Origin of the sequence: Erwinia sp. JH02, from assembly GCF_013074405.1 — a bacterium.
Classification (GTDB): domain Bacteria; phylum Pseudomonadota; class Gammaproteobacteria; order Enterobacterales; family Enterobacteriaceae; genus Erwinia; species Erwinia rhapontici.
Genome location: NZ_JABANZ010000001.1, coordinates 961201 through 978276, shown reverse-complemented (window position 1 = coordinate 978276; position 17076 = coordinate 961201). Strand labels below are relative to the sequence as shown.

The following is a 17076-nucleotide window of genomic DNA, read 5'->3' as shown; positions in this document are numbered from 1 at the left end:
GCCAGCTCCAGCACACTACCGAGAAACCCGATACTGCCCCAGATACGCTCAGTGAGCACTGACTCATCAGCCATGACGGCTGCCAACTGGACCGGAGTCATGGCAATACTAAAACCGTTTTCCATAACGTTTCCTTGTTATCACATCATCCAGAACTGAGGGTAAAGGAGTGGGTGCAACGGGTAAATATTATCCAGTGCACTCGCGTCTTTTTCGTAAAAACACTCAATTTTGCATAGCATCGGCAAGGTATGACTTAATAGTGGATATCTTATGTGTGTGATCGCTTTAGGAGAATGGATCAATGATTGTCAGGACATGGCACGGCTGCGTGCCTCTCAAACACGCTGAAGGGTTTAGCGCTCATTTGCAGAAGACTGGGGTGGAGCATGCAACAGGGACGCCGGGTAACAAAGGCGCAGCTGTCCGACGCGAAACGCAGGGGGACTGGGAGCATTTCTTCCTGGCGACGTGGTGGGAGGATCTGAATGCCGTGAAGGCATTTGCCGGAGAGCATTATCAGATTGCCGTCACTTACCCGGATGATGAGGTGTTTGAACTGTTGTCTGACCCTTACGTTTTTCAGCATGAGGTTCAATCGATCTCCACCTTGTGATGCCAGGCGAAGCGCTCAGAGCAAAACGGCATCCTGAGTGATTTGCCCCTGAACACCCCATACAGCGATCAATCAGGACGAATACTGTCACCGCGGCCCACGGATTTTTCACAGTCAGCTTTTAGTCTGCCGTATGCATCGGGCGCCAGTGGGGCGGTCATCATGGTGCGCCAGGTACGGCATTCAGGCGTTTCACTGCGCTGTTGCTTCGGCTGATGTGGTGAACAGGCGGTTGTAAGAGCCGCGATGGCTATCAGTAAGGTGGTTTTGTTGATCATGCTCTCTCCTTTTGTACGGCAGAATCTATCGCGGGGCGAAAAGGCAATGGCATCACTTCCCGCTCCGGTTCTGTAAGAATAGGTAAAAAATTAACATAAGCTCTGGTTAACCATTAGCGCGCTATGTTAGTTTTATCTTTCACGCGGATACAAGAGGAAAATGGTCATGACCTACTTCCAGTATGCAATGGAGCGGATTAAGCTGATTACCACCGAAGTGGAATGCCCTGATTGTCACCGACCTGGCCGACAGTCGATCACCATGCAATCAAAAGCCTCACCGATGAAATGCCCGCATTGCGAAACGAGATTCACCCTGCAGCAGTAACCGTTACCGATTTTGTCACAAACCGCCGGATGGGCGGTTTTTGCTTTTTCGCCTTCAGGCTGACCTCATCTTTGGATCCATGACCAGACTGTTGCCTCCCTGCGATACATCACAATGTTTTATAGCAAAGTGCATGATGGCCTTCACTGCCCCAGCCGTTGCTTAATGAGCCGTCCTGGTAAACATAGAACCAGGATGTCCAGCCATCGTTCTGTTGGCCGTCAACCCAGTAGTACCAGGGTTTCCATCCTTTACCATAGAGCCCCATCGTTCCCCATTCACTGGTGAGCCGCCCAACTTTGCCACGTACATTGTTGTCGGACAAGGCGTCAGAGCCGCTTACCCGGGTAAAATAGGGTAACTGGTATCCCTCTCCTTTACTGGCGCAATAGTCGACGGCTTCATCGCGACTCATTATCATTTCCCCTGAATTGATAAACCAGCTCTCCAGCGTAAAGCTGTAGCTCAGCGTTTTACCGACGGCAGGCGTCGCGGTGATTGTCACCGTTTTCGATCCGGAGGAGGCCTCACCCGCAAAAAGGACGTGTCCCAGGGGATCCACGGTGACCCAACTCTGATCCGATGCCCAGCTAAACTGGCGCGGATCGGCCCCGGGTGTGAGTTTGACGGTGAAGGTCGCACCGCGGAAACCCGTTTTCGGGAAAGATCCCGCGGGAGGAAAATCGGTTCCGGCACTATCCAGATGGGTGTTTATCCCCACAATCTTTGTCTGCGTCAGGGGGGCGGTTAGCATGATCTTCGCCGCGAGTTGATTAAAATCACCCTCGGTATCGCCTGCATATTCGGGTATCAGAGTAAATTGTCCAGCTGTGGTTCCTGATAGCGCTGCGCTGTAAACACCGGGTGCGGTCTCCTGAAGATCGCTGAGGGTGGGCAAGGCAGAAGCGTTCCTCATCACATCCTGCCTGATCGACAGATTGATCCGCTCCGCATGGCGACTGAGGGGCTGGCCGTCGCGATCTTTCAATTCGATGGTCAGCGTACTGGTTTCAAGCCCATCGGCTTCGATAGTGGAGGGCGATAAGGTGAGCGTCGAAGAGACTGCAGAGGGGATTCTGCTGACAATTTCCACCTGAGCGGGTGAGGATATCAGCCCTCTGGCGGAGGCGGTTAACGTCAGACGCTCTTCCTGCATGCCGGCGGTGACGGTCAGCGTATAGACGCCCGCTGACCGTCTTTTTAGCGCCGAAACGAGAGCTGTGGAGGACGCAATATCCGACTCCACGTGAAGGATTATATCGTCCACTGCTTCATCAATGGGTTTTAACTGCTCGTCTATCAGGGTTAACACCAACTCCCGCATGCTGATGCCATCGGCGGGGAGCTGGCTTCTGGCTGGCATTATGCTGCTCTGACTGACGCCGGCGCCAGGATTGTTGACCGTAATCACCAGGTTCTGAGAGAGGGAACGGTTCCCGCGTTTATCCACGGCAATGGCCGAGACCTTATAGATGTTGGCCACCGGGTCGCCGTTGCGCCACGGCGGCAGTATCACATCCTGCTGATGGGGTGTCATGCCACTGATGATTTTTCCGCCCGCTTCCTGCAGTGAGGCTGAAGACCATTCAAGATGGGAAAACCCATGCCGGGCATTTACGCTGATCCCCAGCGGCTTACGTTCACCTGCAGCGCCGTTAAGCGCACCTGCCATCATGAAAGTGATAACCTGCTGTTTACGATATTCCAGAACGATAGTGTTGTTTCTTTCGACCATGTCATTGCGACTACCCGCAAGGCTGCGTCGTGATGATACGGCTGCGGGCGAAAGCTGTTGCTGCAATGAGGAATCCAGCCCCACGGTAAACTGAAGAGACAAATGACGGTCTTTGGTATTCGATTTTCCCTGGCGATGTTCTGCACTGAAGGTCAAAAGGGGAAAAGGCGTATAATTTAGTCCGACCGTTATCGCATAAGGATCTTTCAGCCGGTTCTCAATGTTAAACAGCGCGACTTCATCCCCGTAATATTGTTCAAACATCAGCATCGCCCCCAACTGCGGCCAGGCAGGAAGCCAGGCGTTAGCGCGCGTATCCCAGCCGTTAGCGGGGCGTGCATCATAGTCTTCACGGGTTTTCGCCGATCGCCAGTCAGAGAGGGGAGTGTAATAGTTGGCGCTGAGTTTCAGATCATCACGCCAGTGCTCAATGCCCGCCCCCAGACGGCGGTGATACCCTGACAGGTCATAATCAAAAAAGATGTTGCCGCCATACATCACGCTATCGCTGAAGTAACGTAGCCCAAGCCCGACATTAAGCTGTGCGCGATCGTCGCTACGGTGCAGGCTGGTTTGATTAAAGGTCATCGCATGTTCAGTTTGCCAGAGGGGAATAAGCAGATCGAAGGCGGAGTTTTTTAGCGAAATATTTTCATCGCTTTCTATCTGTACACGGGCGGTGCCAAAGGGGTTGAGGAAGGACTTGAGCTGCTGGCTGACTTCACTGTCGATCTCACGCTGGAGATAGCGAAGTCCCGCTGCGCTGTCTGTTTTAGCCGTAAGAAAATGAATACCCGTATTCACTGCCTTTGAAAGGGCGGTCGCGTTGCTGTCGTGGGTTGGCGTATTTTGCGGGGTGTCATTGAGGGTGAGAAAATCCTCCTCTTGCGGAAAACCGGGGAAATCAGCGGAGGATGCAGGGAAAACAAAAACAGCGGAAGTGATGATAAATACGACGGTTGACGAAAAAATGTTTTTTATAAGTTTCATTTTTATTTAAGTCTGGCTGTGTTTTTTCAAATAATCAAAATCTGATGTTATGCGATGAAATTTGATGCAATAATTCATAGGTGGTTCGGACAGAGAGTTTCTCTCTGGCGCTGCTTATTCTGCTGTAAATGGTTTTTACGGGAGTTTTTTGTATTTCTGCTATCGCATTGACGGAATGTCCGCTGGACAACATTTTTAACATCATGTTTTCAACGGGCGTCAGATCGGCATGTAAAGTGGCTGGCGTAGGGGTGTTTTCATTTTTATCGTTTACCATCAGGTTTTCCATTATTCTTATCATTTCACTTTTTACCGACTGGATATCATGATGAAGGTCGATGGTGAAATCTGCGATCCTGGGTGATAGTTTATCTCTGGCGATGCTGCTTAAGTAAATTCGTGGGGCAGGATTTTCCTGTATACTCAGAGACAGAATGTCGACACAACGCAAATCAACAATCAGAAAATAACCCGTAGCAATATGACCTTCGTTGTTAATCTCCGCCATTATCTGCATTAATGATTTTTTAAGATAGATGCAGTCAGTGAGAATATTATATTTAATTCTGCTTCCAGGTGCTGATGTCACGTTTTATCCTTCTCGAATCCTTAAGGGAAATGCATCTTAGCGGGTACATAAAGTGACAGCAATCAGGCGGGTTAAAAGTAACAAGAAGGGCATTTTATTTTTTATTTTTTGTTTTAAATCATAATCTTATTAGTTCTGTTACACGTGTTACCTGTGTCAGGATTGCCTGTTACATCAATAAAGACAGGCGTCATGGAAAAAATATTTTCTGAAGTGGGAAAAATAAATATTCCACAAGGTAATGTAACTTACTATAATTGAAAGAATTTCGCTTTCAGAAGGGTGGTCGAAATGGGGGCGTATTTTGACCCAGTGAACAGTACTTTAAATAATGGTGAAAAGTATATTAAGCTCACCATTCAGGAAGCAAGATGTCTCGATTTTTTCCTGAGAAATGAAGATATCTTTATCAACAGAAAGACGCTTTTAGAAGAGTGCTGGCTGAATCGCGGTGTTATTGTTTCTGATACTGCTGTAAGGCAAACGCTGTATCGCCTGCGACGGGTATTTGATGAGGCAGGGATTGCAGACGATGTCTTGATTACCCAGCCAAGGAAAGGACATCTTCTGCAGAAAGGTATTATTCTGTTCCAGAATACACCTGTTAATGGCATAAATTCCCAGCCAGAAGATCGCCAGGAAGATGCAGTAGAGGCAGAAAATAATCGGGAAGCCCTCACTGTTAGCCGCAAACCTATCCTTCGAATAGCGATGCTTATCACACTAGCTGTTATTTTATTTCTGAGTGCTGCTTATGTCAGAAAGCTAAGCATGGTAACGGAGATAAATTACTCTCCTCCCGTTGAGATTGACGGCACATTTTATTTCTATCTTAACAATAAGCCATACAGCAGAGAAGCGCTGTCCAGAGTGAATTACTGGGTTAAGAACCACTACGTCGCATTAACCAGTATGAAATATGTCTATCTGAATAACGCAGGGCCAGACAATTTATCCTTCTATCTTTGTCACAAGGAAATGGGTAGTGCAGACAGCGACTGCCTCTCTTTCACCGTTATTGGACACCACCGTTCATGAAGATCCTGCTGATGCTCGCCGGAGCATTGATGCTGTGTGCCGCCGGATGGTTTTTTGCCCCCTACCTGATATTTCTGGCTTCAGGGGACTGCGCTTCCAAATCCGTTTTGATTTACGATGAACCCGACAGATACATCGTTAGCCAGGGAAACTGGTTTACCTACCGTGGTGGGAAAGAACACACCTATTCCGCCCGTATCAGTATTGCTGGCCCGGGTAACGCGTTTGAAGATTTCGCTTCAGTCAGAACCATTGAAACAGAAAATCATTTTAAATATGACTCTGTGAATGTCCGCACCGTGAAGTCGTTCCGGATCGCCGGGCCGTTAACGTCAGACCCACGAATAGGTCGCTATATCGATCCCCTCGCCGAAGAGGGATTTACCGGGCGTATCTATTTTTTCCGCTATAAAAATAGCGGCCTGTTAACCGGATTTAAAGGACGCCCGCTGGGCCTGTGCCAGTGATGATTGTCTGCGTTCACTGCTCTTCGTCTGTTCCGGCTCAGGGCGAGTTTCACGCAAGCCGGACCAGGCATAAAGCGTATTAACTCACTCTGAGTGGAACCACTAAATTTCCCGCCACTTCAGGTGCTTTCCAGAATCTCATCGCAAGGCGCTTGATCGCAGCACAGATTCAGCGATACTGTATATAAATACAGTATTATTGAGATTCCCCTTATGCAGTTCATCCGCCCGACCGACAGTTATCACGCCCTGCACCTGCCTTTATTCCTTGAGCGCGTTCCGTGTGGCTTTCCCAGCCCGGCACAGGACTATGTTGAAGATCGCCTCGATCTCAACAAGTTTGCCATTAAGCACCCCAGCGCCACCTACTTTATCAAAGTCAGCGGGGACTCGATGCGTGGGGCAGGGATCGGTGACGGTGATCTGTTGATCGTCGATCGTTCACTGACCGCCGTGCATGGCGATATTGTGGTGGCGGCTGTGGCCGGAGAATTTACGGTCAAAGAGCTGCGTACCCGGCCCACACTGCAACTGGTTCCCCATAACAGCGAGTATTCCGCGATCGTCTTTTTGAGTGAGGAAGAGCTGGAGATTTTCGGCGTGGTGACCTTTACCCTTAAAGCACACAAATAACTATGTATGCGCTGGTGGATGTGAACAGTTTCTACACTTCCTGCGAAACGGTTTTCCGCCCGGACCTGCGCGGGCAACCCGTGGTCGTGGTATCCAATAACGACGGGTGCGTGATCTCCCGCTCGGCGGAAGCCAAAGCGCTGGGGATCAAAATGGGTGCGCCTTATTTTAAGCTGAAACAAGAGCTGCAGCGCCAGCATGTGCATGTGTTCAGCTCTAACTACGCGCTTTATGCCGACCTCAGTGAGCGGGTGATGATGTTACTGACGGAGATGTCCCCGGGCATTGAGATTTACTCGATTGACGAAGCCTTTATTGATGTTGCCGGGGTGGAAAATTGCATGCCGCTGGAAACCTTTGGGCACCAGATGCGCAGCCGCGTATTGAAAGAAACGGGGCTGACGGTGGGCGTGGGAATTGGGCCGACGAAAACGCTGGCAAAACTCGCCAATTATGCGGCGAAAAAGTGGCGCAGGGCTGGCGGCGTGGTTGACCTGTCGAATGTTGACCGCCAGCGTAAGTTACTGGCGCTGGTGCCGGTAGAAGAGGTGTGGGGCGTTGGTCGGCGGATCAGTAAAAAGCTCAATGTGATGGGCATAGAGAATGCGCTGCAACTGGCGGAATCGTCCCTGTGGGTGATCCGTAAAAATTTCAATGTGGTGCTGGAAAGAACCGCGCGTGAACTGCGCGGTGAGCCGTGTCTCGGGGTGGAAGAGTTTGCCCCCACCAAGCAACAGATTATGTGCAGCCGCTCGTTTGGTCACCGTATTACCGACTATGAAGAGATGCACCAGGCTATCTGTGCCTATGCCGAACGCGCCGCCCAAAAATTGCGGCAGGAAAAACAGTTCTGTCGTTTTATCAGCGTTTTTCTGCGCACCAGCCCGCATGCGGAAGGGGAGGTTTTCTATGGCAACCAGGCTTCCGGCACGTTGTTGATCCCTTCTAACGATACGCGTGACATTCTCCGTGTGGCAACGGAGGCCCTCGATCGTATCTGGATTGAAGGGCATCGCTATATGAAAGCCGGGGTGATGTTGGGGGATTTCTTCAGCCGGGGCGAGGCCCAGCTCAACTTGTTTGATGAGTATCAGCCGAAGCCCAACAGTGAAGCACTGATGCAGGTGCTGGATGAGTTGAACCAGTCGGGAAAGGGGAAGGTATGGTTTGCCGGGCAGGGCATCGAAAAATCCTGGGCGATGAAGCGGGAAATGTTATCTCCCGCGTATACCACCCGCTATGCCGATTTCCCGGTGGCGAAATAGCCTGATCGTATCTATCTCATTTATATCAACCATAACAAACTACATCTATCACGACATCACAGCCCTCGCTCTGCCAGGTCGCCGCTGTTTCCACGCGCTGTCGAAAGGTGATGCCTTTTGACTGTTGCACGAGGTGGAACACCTGCTATGATGTTCCACATCACGGAACAAGGACTGCGCCATGATTAAAAGCTTTAAGCATAAGGGACTAAAAAAATTCTTTCTAAAAGATGATAGTAGCGGTATCGAACAAAAGCTGGTGGGTCGAATAAGGAACCGCCTGAGCGTGATTGATGCGGCAGAAAAAATCGGAGCGATCGATATGCCTGGTTACGACCTGCATCCGCTCAAAGGTGATCGGCAGGAAATGTGGTCAGTTAGCGTATCGGGTAACTGGCGTATCACGTTTACGTTTATTGATGGCGATGCTGAGATTCTTAACCTGGAGGATTACCACTGATGAAAATGGCTAACCCTGCTCACCCTGGCGAGATCATTGCAGAAGCACTGGATGATATGCGCGTTAGCGTCCGCCAGTTCGCCCGGGCAATGGAAATTGCACCCTCAACGGCCAGCCGGTTGTTGTCAGGATATACGGCGGTAACACCTGAGATGGCGTTGCGTCTCGCTATCGTTGTCGGGAGTACGGCGGAAACCTGGATGAAAATACAGACAAATTACAGCCTGCATCAGGCACGGAAAACACTGGACACCCGTCATCTGCATCGACTATCGGCAGCCTGAAAAACACAGAACAGCCCGCCTGCAAAGGGCCGGGCTAATGTCTGCTTCTGAGATGCATTCGCTCTTCAAACTGATGCCATAACGCCAGCAGAACGCCCGGCAGGCAAATACCGATAATCACTAAAAAACCAATTAATGGCCCACCGATCAGCAGCAGAGAAAAGAGTAGTGCAGCGTTCATGTTGTTCCTTCGTTATCAGGCTATCGCTGAGATTTTATGCTGTCCCAGCCATGCACAGCATGTTTTGATTACGATCATGATTGATGATTTTGGTTATCGGCGGCACTAAAAAAAACATAAAAAATAACATCCCCGACTCACGCGTACGCAAAAACCGATGTAACTTTATAAAAACACAGTTACCGACATGACAGCGCTAACTGTTTATCAACCCGGCATTTGCCGGGTTTTTTTTATCCCTTAATCGGTAAGAGGGCACAGCAAAGGGGGCAACATGGCAGCAATGATATTCGCAGTGAGCCTGGGGGCTGCAGTCACCAAAGGTGCTGGTGTGGCCGGATTTATCGGCGCCACCGACTACGGTGTTCTGTTTGGCGCTTTTGCCGGTGCCGTTTTCTATGTTGTGACGGCAGCAGAACTCCAGGTTATCCGTCGGGCAGCCTATTTTATGGTGTCCTGGATCGTGGGTATTTATGGCGCAGGACTGGTCGGGGCGAAGATGGCGCTACTACTGGGGTACAGCGATAAACCGCTGGATGGCCTGGGGGCGGTGTTGCTGTCGGCGCTGGCGATTAAAACGTTAACGTTTTTCAGCCAGCAGGACCCGTCAAAGTGGCTGGCGCGCTGGAGAGGAGGACCTCATGGTAACAAATGATCCTATGGTCATCACCAACGTGGTGGTGTGCTCAGCAATCGTGCTGCGCCTGATGTTCTTCTATAAAGCCGGGGCCCGGCATCAGCGGTGGGCATCGTGGCTGGCCTATATGATCATTCTGGCTTACGCCTCTGTGCCTTTTCGTTTTCTCTTCGACGTCTATGCCCATACGCACTGGGCGGCGATTGTCATCAATGTCATTTTTTGCGCGGCGGTCTGGCGTGCAAAAGGCAACGTTGCACTGATTTTTCAGGTGCTGCGCCCACGGCAATAAAAGTCACGCCAACGGACTGAAGATCACCAACATCAACCCGACAATCTACTGAGGAGGTATCCCCAACATCCCGACGTCAGTCACCTTTCCGTGCCGCTTCCCGGCATCGATGACCACTCCTTTCTTCTTGCCCACAGGGCATTCCTGGCAGGTTTTCCTGTCTTTATCCGGAGGTTTATATGATTGAAGTTAACTGCTTTGCCGATCTGCGTACCACCGCACCCGCGAAGGCTGGCGATATTGCCATGCTGAAACGTTATTACGATAAAGACTCGACCTTTCACGGTGGCGGCGATTTTGTCGGCTTCCTCGGCACATCGCCATTGAGTGATGACGGGGGCAGTGTGGCCAAAGGTAACGGCTTTTTCTGGAAGCGTATTATTAATGATACCGAACAGGTGAACCTGTACCACTTTGGTGCCCGCGGGGATGGAGTTACCGACGACAGCGATGCTTTCCTGCGTATGTTCAAGTGGTCGCAGGGATACGATACCAATGCGAAAAACATTGGTGTTCGCTTTCCGGCCGGTAAGTTTTTGATCAACCCGATTGATCTGACGGCCAGTGAGATTGCCTGCTTCGCCCTGTACGGTGATGACAGTCCATACGGTGTGACACCGCGTACGGTGATCGTGTCGGATAAGTCGATTAACCCGGTGCTCAAAGTGAATGCTCGTCGCACGGTGATCCGTGGCATTAGCTGGAATGGTCAGGCCAGCGCCGATACCACCGTCAATACCGGGGCGATCACGCCTGATATGTTGTCGAACGTACAGCCCTTCTTTGAAAACATCACCATTGAAGGGCAGTTCGTTAACATCCGCTGTTTCCGCGTGCAGAATAACGGCGGCACGGCGGTGAAACTGCTGGATACGCTCGACAGTCGTTTTGACCAGATCTATTCGCAGACGACCTATGCCCGCGTCTTCGATATCGGCTGGTCGAACTCACCCCGGGGCGTCTGGGACCATTCCACGGCGGTCGAGTTGACCAACGCCAACTTCCAGAGTGGTTATGGTGATGCCACGCTGATGATGCCGAGAATGACCCAGGGGATTATTCGTAACGTATGGATAGAACATACCCGTTTCCCTGGTGATCTGACCAACGGACAGTGGATTGTTGATGCCCTCAGCGTCGAGAACTGCGACAACCCGCTGTATATGAGTAACAGCCGGGCGCTGGTCCGCCAGCTTAACCTTCAGGCGGGGGCGAAAGTGAACCTCGATAACGCCCCGGGCCGCTGGCTTTCCGGCTATGAGAACGGCTGGCGTCGGGATGAAAACTACGGCACGGTGATGACCGGTTCGATGAAGGCGGGCTGGTACAGCGGCTATAAACTGACGAACACCACCACCAGTGATAAATGGTTCAAGGTGGGCAAATTTATCTTTCCGAAGGTCAATCAGCAGTGGACGATCGAACTGCTGGGCAAAATGTCGACGGCCAATCCTTCCGGCGTCGCGGGTAATCCCACGCAGGCGGTGTCCAGCGGGATGACCTGGTTGAACTTTCAGCGCTGCGCCACTGCCGTATGGGGCGATATGTTCCATCGCGGGCAGCCGGCAGTGTTGGATGTGAAGTACAAACGTAGTTATGAAAATATCGTTGAAGTGTGGGTCAAACTGAAGGCGGGGAGTGGTGACACGATGTTTAATTTACGCTCAACCGGCCCGACGCGTTTTGAGGCGGGCGAGTGTTCCTTGTTTACGCCGGACCTGACGGAAGCGCTGGATGAAACGGAGATCGGTACGGTCACGCCGAATGCCCGTCTCAGTTTACATAACGGGCTGGCGGGCTTTGGTGCAAATGAAAACGGGGTCGCCACGATGGCCACCAGCGTCGCCTCCGCCCCTGCCAGCAGCGTACCGACAGGGTATGTGACACTCAATATCAATGGTGTTGACCGCAAACTGCCGTACTACAGCTGATAAAAAAGTAAATACATTAACCGCCCTTAGTTGGGCGGTTTTTTATTTATCATGATCAATTGTCCGAATCAGACTCTTTTCCTGATAAACCTTAGTGAAACAAGTGATAAATTTCCCTCTGCGAGTCAGTTTTTCCGCGCTTTCAGGCTGGCATTAATCTGAATTAAGGCAAGGAAACGCCTTTTTTAAGCGATAAACGCTTGAAAAGCAGGCAATGGCTGATTTAAATCCAGCGGCGGGGTTGTGATGACGTCACCAGGCTACGTAAAATAGGTCCAAAAGGTAAATCAGGAGAAGATCGTGTCTGAAACTGCATCTGGCGAACATCAATTTGAACGGCTTGAAGAAGCTAAAAATATCGCCCTCGGCTGGCGTATTGTGGGGCAGATGCCACCACAGACCCTTGAAGAAGCCATTCAGATGCTGCGCGACAGCTCAGATTTTGCCGCGAAAGTGTGCGATTTGCTGACAGAAGAGCTGGCTGCGAATAAGCGACGCTAAGGCGCATCGTTTTAATCAGATGACAGCCGCGCTGTTTCACCGCGATGTCGAAAGCGGGACCACTCGTCCCAGCAGTTTTCCGGGTTTATATCACTGAAGTTCTGTGACGGATCGAGCGCAAAGGCGATACGATCGGGAATAGACACACACATGGCGGTATCGCGCAGTGCTTCTACCTCTTCGCGCGTCAGGCTCGCCCCTTTCTGTCGTTCCGCATCGCTCAGTAATCCCATCAGTGAGGGAATATAAATTGTGGCCATAGCATGCCCCATTGGTCTCTTATTGTGATGGTTAATTTTTCGGCATCGCAGAGGGGAACTTTAGTGGCAGGGCTTGCATAGGAGGCTAACTGGTTACAAAAGCTGATATTTTAGACAAAAAAAAGCCCGCTAAGAGCTTTAATGCGGGCCAACACCAGGGAAATCGATTAAAATAAATAATAAGACGAATCTGAATAAATGCAAATGAAAAGCATCTTTTTTACGCATTAAATTCAAAAAATTTGGCATGTCACCGCACATATACATCAAAATTCTTCTGATACCATCCACTGATCGGCTTCATCGAACATCTCTTCAACGATGCGTAACAGCGTGGATTTATCGCTTTTACTGGCGTCGCTCTTCACACCGTTAGCCTGCATGGGTTTTACCTTGACCTGTGCGTCAGGAAACACTCTCTTGACCCGCTTTTCCAGCTCATTAAGAATAAGTTGTTCGGCATTGGCCAGACCAGCTACGTTGCGCTTGTCATAAATCAATTCAACAAACATTTTTGCTCCTTGTGCATTTTTGCTGGATAAAAATACAGGTATCTTATGCCGGGTTCAAACACTATTTCCGCTCTGGCAGGAAGAAAGGCAGCAAACCGCAAAACAGGGCTTCCAGCGGGACTAGAATAGGGCACCGGTTAAAAAGGAGAGCAGCATGAACAAGATGATGGCAAGTGCGATGGTGTTAATGATGATGGGAGTGTTGGCAGGGTGTACCAGCGACCACATCTTGCATATGCGGGATGGCAGTACGGTCGTGGTGGAAGGTAAACCTCACCTGGATAACGCCACTAAAATGCTGGTCTATACCGACGCAACCGGGCGCACCCAGGCCGTGAACCTGGACGAAGTGCAGGGGATGTCCCGGCTGAAAAACTGATCGTCATCCTTATCTGCCAACCGATGCTGAGCGGAAAGAAGAGCAGAATACCCCGCTAATGTCCGCCAATCGGCAGTACCGAGTGGCGCAGATCCAGCACATTATTTTCCGCTTCATCCAGCAGCGCCAGCCACTGGCGCACATCGACCTCCTTCCATGCCAGATGCCCGGCAGTGGTGCCCATCAGGACCACATCCGGGCGTAACGCGCGATAAAACTCCAGCGTCTGCCGCAGTTCACTCTCATTACTTTCATCGACCAGCACGGTGACCCAACGATCATGGGATAGCGTGACAGTGTCACCGACAAATAAATACGTTTTACCATGAGGAGAAGCATACAGATAGCTGGTGCTGCCCGGCGTATGCCCCGGGGTGGGCACCACATGAAAACTACCGCAGTGGACCTCCGCTGCATTGAACGTGGCATCGGCTTCGGCAAAGTGGCTGACCTGGCCTAATGCACGCGCATGACAGTAGAGTGCGGAGTTGAAACGTTGCTGTAAGCGCCGCGTACCCGGACTGGCTTCGTGCCAGTGCGTCAGATAGTGGCGAATAATGCCCCCCTGATCCGCAATCACCTGGTGGTCCTCCGGGTGTTCAACCCGTGATATCAGCAGGTTGCCACGCACATGTTGCAGTAAGAAACCATGCATCATCAATACGGGTTCATCGTCACTGGCAGGAAATTCCGGGGTGGATACCCAGAGATCTTCATATAACTGTTTCATCTTTTTTGCGCTCCCAACGATCAGCGCAGCACAGGATGTCCTGATACCTGTAACGAAGCGGCGGTATTCTCCACCGTCAGCATTCCCTGGGCGCCAAGGGGCAAGGTGACGGTGTCCGCACTGTGGCCGAACGCTAACCCGGTAATTACCGGAATACCCGTCAGATCGCGTATCAGGTTCCAGACACTGGTGAAATCGTAGCCATTGTCGTAATCCGTAGAAGTGGTTCCGCTAAAACTGCCGATAATAATGGCATTCTGGCGGGAAAGAATACCGCTCTGATGCAGTTGCAACAGCATGCGTTCGATACGGAAAGGATGTTCATTCACATCCTCGATCACCAGAATGCCGTCCTGAATATCCGGCATCCACGGTGTGCCGATCAGTGAAGCGATCATCGCCAGGTTGCCGCCCCAAACTGTACCGGTTGCCTGAACGCGTTGTGAGACTGTCGTCCACTCCAGAGTTAATTTAGGCGAAGTTAGCGCGCGCCAGAAGTGTTCAATGGTAAAATCAGACAAAACCTCAGCGCCGAAATTACCCGCCAGCATCGGCGCGCTGAAGCTTTGCATCCCACTTTGCGCCAATAACGCCAGCTGAATGGCAGTAAAATCGCTGTGGCCGCAGAGGGCGAGCGGGGCACCGGCCAGCCGCTCACGCAGTGCCGCGTAGTGAATATGTGGTAAAAGTCGGCTGGCACCATAACCTCCGCGTACTGCCAGAATGATATCCGGCAAGGGATTAAGCTGTACCAGGCCGTTGATATCGGCCAGACGCTGGCTGTCATTACCGGCAAAACGTTGCTCGCGGCGGGCAATAATGCCGCTGTTATCAACCCGGTGGCCATCAGCCTGCAAACGTGTCACACCGCGCGCTGCGGCCGCAGGATTGTGGCAGTAGCCGGAAGGGGCAACCAAATGGATCGTACGTGGAATTGTCGACATAACGCTCACTTTGATGATTTTTTATGCGCCAGCAGTGAATTATTTCGAACCGGGCGCTGTCCAATTGATTCGATGATGACGAATAGCCGCTATGAAGTCACCAGCATGCCGCACAATTTAAGAGTTACGGTAATTTCCTAATGGCCGGCAACCCGTATGATAGTCGCGAAGCTCGGGCTCAGAGGATAATAAAAACGTGAGAAAAAGCGTGAAAATGGCGGCGATGATCGCTGCATTATTGCTGGCAGGTTGTGCCAGTGAACCCCAGAGAAAAATTGTTCGTCAGCCGGATACTCCCTTAACTCAGGCCCCTCCTTCGCAGGTGGCCAGTGCCTGGTCGATGATGACCGAGCAGGCAGCACAGCGGAATGGTGTGGATCAAAAGCTGGTGGAAGCGATTATTAGCGTAGAATCGGGCGGCAACCCCACGGTCGTCAGCAAGTCGAATGCCGTTGGATTGATGCAGATAAAAGCCTCTACGGCAGGGCGGGAAGTGTATCGTTCACAGGGCCGACGTGGGCAACCAACGAAGTCGGAACTGCGTGACCCGGTGAAAAATATCGATATTGGTACTGCGTACCTGCGTATTCTGCAAGAGCAGCAGCTGGCGGGGATTCGTGATCCGAAAACCCTGCGCTATGCCACTATCGTCTCCTACGCTAACGGTGCAGGTGCTTTACTGCGAACCTTCTCTCGTGACCGCGATCGTGCTATTGCGATGATTAACGCCATGACCCCGGAAGCGTTTTACCAGCATGTGCAGGATAAACATCCTGCGGCCCAGGCGCCACGTTATCTGTGGAAAGTCACCACCGCCTATCGCACAATCTGAATCACTCCTGGAAGCGGTTGGCTTTATCACGCGCCAGCCGTTCCAGCGAGAAAATCACCTGTTGCAGCTCACGTTCCTGCCCGGCATTCAGCGACAGGAAGCGGAAGCTGAGGCGCGGTGTTACGATTGTCTCGCTTTTACTGCCCACCACGCTGCGTTTACCAATGGTAATCAGCTGTGCATCCACTTCAAAACGGCCATATTCCCCCATCTCCACGCGCAGCTTTTTAATGCTGTCGCCGATTTGTAGCGTCTCCGGCAGGGCATTATCGGACAACACGCCAACGCCGCCCAGTGAGAGGTCTTGCAAACGCAGGCGACCTTCACCTGATCCATCAGGCCAGGGGATATAGCAGTAAAACACCGGATTGAGCGGTGCCGTTACGCGGAAAAATTCGCGGCGCTGGATCATCCAGAGCAATTCAGGCAGCTCGGCAGAAAATGCCGGTAATCCTTCGTGCTCGTCCTCGCCAAGGGCCACCAGGGCAAACTCAACTTTGGCACCGCGTGTTTCTGCGGTGATATGCAGATTCCGGGCCTCTTTCGCCAGCTGATTGTCGTAATCATTACTGCCGAAATCGAGCAACATGTTCTCTTTATCCGCGTACAGTAGTCGTGTGATGAACTGACCGCGAGCGTGCGACACCATCACGGGTGTTTGACTGTCCAGCAGATCGCGCAGGACGGCCAGAACTGCCAGCGGCCCACGTTTCAGGTATTGTTCTTTGTCGTCCTCTTTCACATCCGGCTCCAGTCGAATAGCAAATCATGCGCGTTAGCGACCCTGTAACGGTTATCGGCAACCCCTTCAAGGGCTTTACAATTATTTTACGCGATAGACAAAGAAAGTTTAGATTTAAATCACAGGCTTAGAAACCTCGCCTATACTTAGTGCGTTTTATTAGGCGAAGCGTTAAATCATAAGATTATAAGGAGTGACTAATGGGTATTATTTCATGGATCATCTTTGGTCTGATCGCCGGTATTATCGCCAAATGGATTATGCCGGGTAAAGATGGCGGTGGTTTCATCATTACCGTGGTTCTTGGGGTGGTGGGTGCCGTTGTGGGTGGCTGGATCAGCACCTTCTTTGGTTTCGGCAGGGTAGATGGTTTTAACTTCGGCAGCTTTATTGTCGCGGTGATTGGTGCGATCGTGGTGCTGTGGATTTACCGTAAGGTACGCAGTTAACAC

At 51.3% G+C, this 17076-nt stretch carries 23 protein-coding genes; 14 read left to right on the top strand and 9 right to left on the bottom strand.

From position 1 onward, the window contains the following. Positions 1-304: 304 nt before the first annotated feature. Complete coding sequence (locus tag HHI26_RS04530; protein WP_133843308.1) at positions 305-616, top strand: hypothetical protein; 312 nt, start codon at positions 305-307, stop codon at positions 614-616. A 68-nt stretch (positions 617-684) separates the two neighbouring features. Here the strand turns inward: HHI26_RS04530 and HHI26_RS04525 are convergent, their stop codons facing one another. The 3 genes from HHI26_RS04525 to HHI26_RS04515 all read right to left on the bottom strand — a co-directional run bounded on the left by HHI26_RS04525 (position 685) and on the right by HHI26_RS04515 (position 4536). After that, entirely contained in the window at positions 685-894 is a 210-nt protein-coding gene (locus tag HHI26_RS04525) for a hypothetical protein (RefSeq protein ID WP_197931306.1), read from the bottom strand. Positions 895-1331: 437 nt separating this feature from the next. Next, the gene (locus tag HHI26_RS04520; RefSeq protein ID WP_171148677.1) at positions 1332-3947 is read right to left on the bottom strand and encodes an inverse autotransporter beta domain-containing protein; all 2616 of its coding nucleotides are present in this window, start codon (positions 3945-3947) and stop codon (positions 1332-1334) included. 34 nt (positions 3948-3981) lie between these two features. Next, entirely contained in the window at positions 3982-4536 is a 555-nt protein-coding gene (locus tag HHI26_RS04515) for a LuxR C-terminal-related transcriptional regulator (RefSeq protein ID WP_133843312.1), read from the bottom strand. Between the two features lie 291 nt (positions 4537-4827). On the opposite strand from HHI26_RS04515, the gene HHI26_RS04510 reads away from it, so the two are divergent. The 6 genes from HHI26_RS04510 to HHI26_RS04485 all read left to right on the top strand — a co-directional run bounded on the left by HHI26_RS04510 (position 4828) and on the right by HHI26_RS04485 (position 8683). Next, positions 4828-5574, top strand: coding sequence for a winged helix-turn-helix domain-containing protein (locus HHI26_RS04510; RefSeq protein WP_133843314.1), 747 nt, complete (start codon positions 4828-4830; stop codon positions 5572-5574). After that, the gene (locus HHI26_RS04505) at positions 5571-6041 is read left to right on the top strand and encodes a hypothetical protein (protein ID WP_133843316.1); all 471 of its coding nucleotides are present in this window, start codon (positions 5571-5573) and stop codon (positions 6039-6041) included. Before HHI26_RS04510 ends, HHI26_RS04505 begins: the two co-directional genes overlap by 4 nt. A gap of 213 nt (positions 6042-6254) precedes the next feature. After that, the gene (gene umuD / locus HHI26_RS04500) at positions 6255-6674 is read left to right on the top strand and encodes a translesion error-prone DNA polymerase V autoproteolytic subunit (protein ID WP_133843318.1); all 420 of its coding nucleotides are present in this window, start codon (positions 6255-6257) and stop codon (positions 6672-6674) included. A 2-nt stretch (positions 6675-6676) separates the two neighbouring features. Then, a complete protein-coding gene (gene umuC, locus HHI26_RS04495; RefSeq protein ID WP_171148676.1) occupies positions 6677-7939 on the top strand; it encodes a translesion error-prone DNA polymerase V subunit UmuC in 1263 nt (420 codons plus the stop codon). Between the two features lie 181 nt (positions 7940-8120). Further along, on the top strand, positions 8121-8399 hold the full coding sequence (locus HHI26_RS04490; protein WP_171148675.1) for a type II toxin-antitoxin system RelE/ParE family toxin: 279 nt from the start codon (positions 8121-8123) through the stop codon (positions 8397-8399). After that, entirely contained in the window at positions 8399-8683 is a 285-nt protein-coding gene (locus tag HHI26_RS04485; RefSeq protein WP_133843350.1) for a HigA family addiction module antitoxin, read from the top strand. The genes HHI26_RS04490 and HHI26_RS04485 overlap by 1 nt, the downstream gene beginning before the upstream one ends. A gap of 34 nt (positions 8684-8717) precedes the next feature. Here HHI26_RS04485 and HHI26_RS04480 read toward each other — a convergent pair whose 3' ends face one another. After that, a complete protein-coding gene (locus tag HHI26_RS04480) occupies positions 8718-8864 on the bottom strand; it encodes a hypothetical protein (RefSeq protein WP_159337277.1) in 147 nt (48 codons plus the stop codon). Between the two features lie 274 nt (positions 8865-9138). On the opposite strand from HHI26_RS04480, the gene HHI26_RS04475 reads away from it, so the two are divergent. The 4 genes from HHI26_RS04475 to HHI26_RS04460 all read left to right on the top strand — a co-directional run bounded on the left by HHI26_RS04475 (position 9139) and on the right by HHI26_RS04460 (position 12225). After that, complete coding sequence (locus HHI26_RS04475) at positions 9139-9519, top strand: putative holin (protein WP_133843352.1); 381 nt, start codon at positions 9139-9141, stop codon at positions 9517-9519. Further along, the gene (locus HHI26_RS04470; protein ID WP_133843354.1) at positions 9506-9793 is read left to right on the top strand and encodes a phage holin family protein; all 288 of its coding nucleotides are present in this window, start codon (positions 9506-9508) and stop codon (positions 9791-9793) included. Before HHI26_RS04475 ends, HHI26_RS04470 begins: the two co-directional genes overlap by 14 nt. 179 nt (positions 9794-9972) lie before the next feature. After that, positions 9973-11724: a glycosyl hydrolase family 28-related protein gene (locus HHI26_RS04465; RefSeq protein ID WP_133843356.1), complete on the top strand. Its 1752-nt coding sequence runs from the start codon at positions 9973-9975 to the stop codon at positions 11722-11724. 300 nt (positions 11725-12024) lie between these two features. After that, positions 12025-12225: a hypothetical protein gene (locus HHI26_RS04460; RefSeq protein ID WP_133843358.1), complete on the top strand. Its 201-nt coding sequence runs from the start codon at positions 12025-12027 to the stop codon at positions 12223-12225. A gap of 11 nt (positions 12226-12236) precedes the next feature. Here HHI26_RS04460 and HHI26_RS04455 read toward each other — a convergent pair whose 3' ends face one another. Both HHI26_RS04455 and HHI26_RS04450 read right to left on the bottom strand, forming a co-directional pair. Beyond that, on the bottom strand, positions 12237-12485 hold the full coding sequence (locus HHI26_RS04455) for a hypothetical protein (RefSeq protein ID WP_133843360.1): 249 nt from the start codon (positions 12483-12485) through the stop codon (positions 12237-12239). A gap of 266 nt (positions 12486-12751) precedes the next feature. Then, complete coding sequence (locus HHI26_RS04450) at positions 12752-12997, bottom strand: DinI-like family protein (protein WP_133843362.1); 246 nt, start codon at positions 12995-12997, stop codon at positions 12752-12754. Between the two features lie 154 nt (positions 12998-13151). On the opposite strand from HHI26_RS04450, the gene HHI26_RS04445 reads away from it, so the two are divergent. Next, positions 13152-13376, top strand: coding sequence for a YgdI/YgdR family lipoprotein (locus HHI26_RS04445; protein WP_133843364.1), 225 nt, complete (start codon positions 13152-13154; stop codon positions 13374-13376). Positions 13377-13431: 55 nt separating this feature from the next. On the opposite strand, the gene HHI26_RS04440 is transcribed toward HHI26_RS04445, so the two are convergent. Next, positions 13432-14106: an MBL fold metallo-hydrolase gene (locus tag HHI26_RS04440; RefSeq protein ID WP_133843366.1), complete on the bottom strand. Its 675-nt coding sequence runs from the start codon at positions 14104-14106 to the stop codon at positions 13432-13434. A 20-nt stretch (positions 14107-14126) separates the two neighbouring features. Further along, on the bottom strand, positions 14127-15050 hold the full coding sequence (gene ldcA / locus HHI26_RS04435) for a muramoyltetrapeptide carboxypeptidase (protein ID WP_167864558.1): 924 nt from the start codon (positions 15048-15050) through the stop codon (positions 14127-14129). Positions 15051-15246: 196 nt separating this feature from the next. On the opposite strand from ldcA, the gene emtA reads away from it, so the two are divergent. Next, entirely contained in the window at positions 15247-15882 is a 636-nt protein-coding gene (emtA, locus tag HHI26_RS04430) for a membrane-bound lytic murein transglycosylase EmtA (RefSeq protein ID WP_159337275.1), read from the top strand. A gap of 1 nt (position 15883) precedes the next feature. Here the strand turns inward: emtA and HHI26_RS04425 are convergent, their stop codons facing one another. After that, positions 15884-16624 (bottom strand): flagellar brake protein, encoded by a 741-nt coding sequence (locus HHI26_RS04425; RefSeq protein WP_133843371.1) that lies wholly within the window; start codon positions 16622-16624, stop codon positions 15884-15886. A 200-nt stretch (positions 16625-16824) separates the two neighbouring features. On the opposite strand from HHI26_RS04425, the gene HHI26_RS04420 reads away from it, so the two are divergent. Then, complete coding sequence (locus HHI26_RS04420) at positions 16825-17073, top strand: GlsB/YeaQ/YmgE family stress response membrane protein (RefSeq protein WP_133843372.1); 249 nt, start codon at positions 16825-16827, stop codon at positions 17071-17073. Positions 17074-17076 lie beyond the last annotated feature (3 nt).

What these genes read in the sequence shown, in the direction of transcription:
- HHI26_RS04530 (WP_133843308.1), top strand. Translation starts at nt 305, where the DNA reads ATGATTGTCAGGACATGGCACGGCTGCGTGCCTCTCAAACACGCTGAA.
- HHI26_RS04525 (WP_197931306.1), bottom strand. Translation starts at nt 894, where the DNA reads ATGATCAACAAAACCACCTTACTGATAGCCATCGCGGCTCTTACAACC.
- HHI26_RS04520 (WP_171148677.1), bottom strand. Translation starts at nt 3,947, where the DNA reads ATGAAACTTATAAAAAACATTTTTTCGTCAACCGTCGTATTTATCATC.
- HHI26_RS04510 (WP_133843314.1), top strand. Translation starts at nt 4,828, where the DNA reads ATGGGGGCGTATTTTGACCCAGTGAACAGTACTTTAAATAATGGTGAA.
- HHI26_RS04505 (WP_133843316.1), top strand. Translation starts at nt 5,571, where the DNA reads ATGAAGATCCTGCTGATGCTCGCCGGAGCATTGATGCTGTGTGCCGCC.
- umuD (WP_133843318.1), top strand. Translation starts at nt 6,255, where the DNA reads ATGCAGTTCATCCGCCCGACCGACAGTTATCACGCCCTGCACCTGCCT.
- umuC (WP_171148676.1), top strand. Translation starts at nt 6,677, where the DNA reads ATGTATGCGCTGGTGGATGTGAACAGTTTCTACACTTCCTGCGAAACG.
- HHI26_RS04490 (WP_171148675.1), top strand. Translation starts at nt 8,121, where the DNA reads ATGATTAAAAGCTTTAAGCATAAGGGACTAAAAAAATTCTTTCTAAAA.
- HHI26_RS04485 (WP_133843350.1), top strand. Translation starts at nt 8,399, where the DNA reads ATGAAAATGGCTAACCCTGCTCACCCTGGCGAGATCATTGCAGAAGCA.
- HHI26_RS04480 (WP_159337277.1), bottom strand. Translation starts at nt 8,864, where the DNA reads ATGAACGCTGCACTACTCTTTTCTCTGCTGCTGATCGGTGGGCCATTA.
- HHI26_RS04475 (WP_133843352.1), top strand. Translation starts at nt 9,139, where the DNA reads ATGGCAGCAATGATATTCGCAGTGAGCCTGGGGGCTGCAGTCACCAAA.
- HHI26_RS04470 (WP_133843354.1), top strand. Translation starts at nt 9,506, where the DNA reads ATGGTAACAAATGATCCTATGGTCATCACCAACGTGGTGGTGTGCTCA.
- HHI26_RS04465 (WP_133843356.1), top strand. Translation starts at nt 9,973, where the DNA reads ATGATTGAAGTTAACTGCTTTGCCGATCTGCGTACCACCGCACCCGCG.
- HHI26_RS04455 (WP_133843360.1), bottom strand. Translation starts at nt 12,485, where the DNA reads ATGGCCACAATTTATATTCCCTCACTGATGGGATTACTGAGCGATGCG.
- HHI26_RS04450 (WP_133843362.1), bottom strand. Translation starts at nt 12,997, where the DNA reads ATGTTTGTTGAATTGATTTATGACAAGCGCAACGTAGCTGGTCTGGCC.
- HHI26_RS04445 (WP_133843364.1), top strand. Translation starts at nt 13,152, where the DNA reads ATGAACAAGATGATGGCAAGTGCGATGGTGTTAATGATGATGGGAGTG.
- HHI26_RS04440 (WP_133843366.1), bottom strand. Translation starts at nt 14,106, where the DNA reads ATGAAACAGTTATATGAAGATCTCTGGGTATCCACCCCGGAATTTCCT.
- ldcA (WP_167864558.1), bottom strand. Translation starts at nt 15,050, where the DNA reads ATGTCGACAATTCCACGTACGATCCATTTGGTTGCCCCTTCCGGCTAC.
- HHI26_RS04420 (WP_133843372.1), top strand. Translation starts at nt 16,825, where the DNA reads ATGGGTATTATTTCATGGATCATCTTTGGTCTGATCGCCGGTATTATC.